1 protein-coding gene is annotated in these 1,875 nt (G+C 67.5%); it reads right to left on the reverse strand.

All coding sequences use genetic code 11. From position 1 onward, the window contains the following. Nucleotides 1-1,875, reverse strand: a 1,875-nt coding sequence (locus tag FL311_RS42940) for a condensation domain-containing protein (RefSeq protein WP_141333430.1), incomplete at both ends; no start/stop codon positions are given.

A 1,875-nucleotide genomic window follows, 5' to 3' on the forward strand; every position in this document is an offset into this window, starting at 1 on the left:
GCCCACTCCCACGCTCCTCAAGTGGTGCGCCAGCTGATTCGCTCTCTCGTTGAGCTGCCCGTACGTCAGTGACTCCCCGGCAGCGTCGACCACCGCGACCGCATCAGGTCTACCTGCCACCGTCGCTTCGAACAGCGCCGCCAGCGTCTGATCACGCAATGACCGCGGGCTCTGTCCGTGCTGGCGCCGCACCTCCGCATGCTGTCCATTCTCGTGAGGCTCTGCGCCAACCATCTCCGAGCGCGACGAGCCTCGGCCGCTCCACGCCATCACCCGCCGCCGCTCATCCTCCGTCTCCAGCGGCAACTCCCTCACCTTCTTCTCCCACCCCTCCACGCCTCCCTCCAGCACTCGCCTCACGTGCCCCACCAACCGCTCCGCTGTCCCTTCCTCGAACAGGTCGCTGTTGTAGTTCAGCACCACCGCCACTCCGTCCGGGCCGTCCCCCACGGACAGCGAGAGGTCGAACTTCGACGTCTTCGTGTCCGTCTCCAGCCCCTTCAGCACCAGCCCCTTCCCCAGCTTCACCTCCACCCCGGGCGTGTTCTGCAACGTCAGGCTCACCTGGAACAGCGGACTGCGGCTCAAATCCCGTTCCGGCAGCAGCTCCTCCACCAGCTTCTCGAACGGTACGTCCTGGTGCGCGTACGCACCCAACGTCACCTCCTTCGCCCTCCCCACCAGCTCTCCGAACGTCTCCCACTCCTCCACTCGCCCCCGCAGCACCAGCGTGTTCGCGAAGTACCCGATCAGCCCTTCCGTCTCCGCGTGCGTTCGCCCTGCTATCGGGAACCCCACCACCACTTCCCGCTGCCCCGCGTGCCTCGACAGCACCACCTGGTACGCGCTCAGCAGCACCATGAAGGGTGTCACCCCTTCACGACGGCTCACCTCCTCCACCTTCCTCCACAGTCCCTTCTCCCACCGCCGCTCCAACACCGCCCCACGGAAGCTCTGCGCCGCCGGCCTCGGCTTGTCCGTCACCAACTCCAGAGCCTTTGGCGCTCCCTCCAACTGCTTGCGCCAGTACTCCACCTGCTGCTCCAGCACTGCCCCCCGCAGCCACCCTCGCTGCCACTCCGCATAGTCCCCGTACTGCACCGGCAGCTCGCCCAGCGGCGACGGCTTCCCCTCCGCATACGCCCCATAGAGCGCCGCCACCTCCCTCACCAACAGCCCCGTCGACCAGCCGTCCGACACGATGTGGTGCAGCACCACCACCAACACGTGCTCCTCTTCAGACAGCCTCACCAACGTCGCCCGCAGCAGCGGCCCTCGCGACAGGTCGAACGGGAGCAACACCTCCTGCTCCACATGACGAAGCGCCTCTGCCTCGCGCGCGGCCTCCGGGAGTCCATCCAACTGGACCACGCGCAGAGGCACCTCGACTTCGGCCGAGACCCTCTGCACGGCCACGCCGTTCTCACTCCGGAACGTGGTGCGCAGGGCTTCATGACGGCGGACGAGCTCCTGGAACGTCCTCGCCAACACCTCGGTGTCCAGCGGACCGCTCATCCGCACGGCACCCGGCATGTTGTACGAAGCGCTGCCGGGCTCCAGCTGGTCCAGGAACCACAGTCGCTGCTGCGCGAAGGAGAGCCGCGCCGGCTGCCCCTTGTCCTCACGAGGCTTCAACGGCGGCACCGCCAACGACGCCCCCGCTCGAATCAACCGGTCCACGCGCACCGCGAGCGACGCCACGGTGGGCGACACGAACAGCTCCCGCAGCGGGACCTCCAGACTGAACGCGCTCCGAATCCGCGAGATGGCTCGCGTCGCCAGCAGCGAGTGTCCGCCCAGCTCGAAGAAGTGGCTGTGAATCCCCACCCTGTCGAGCCCCAGCACCTCCGCGAAGATCCCCGCCAGCAACTGCTC

It is taken from the genome of Myxococcus sp. AB025B (assembly GCF_006518215.1).
Lineage (GTDB): Bacteria > Myxococcota > Myxococcia > Myxococcales > Myxococcaceae > Myxococcus > Myxococcus fulvus.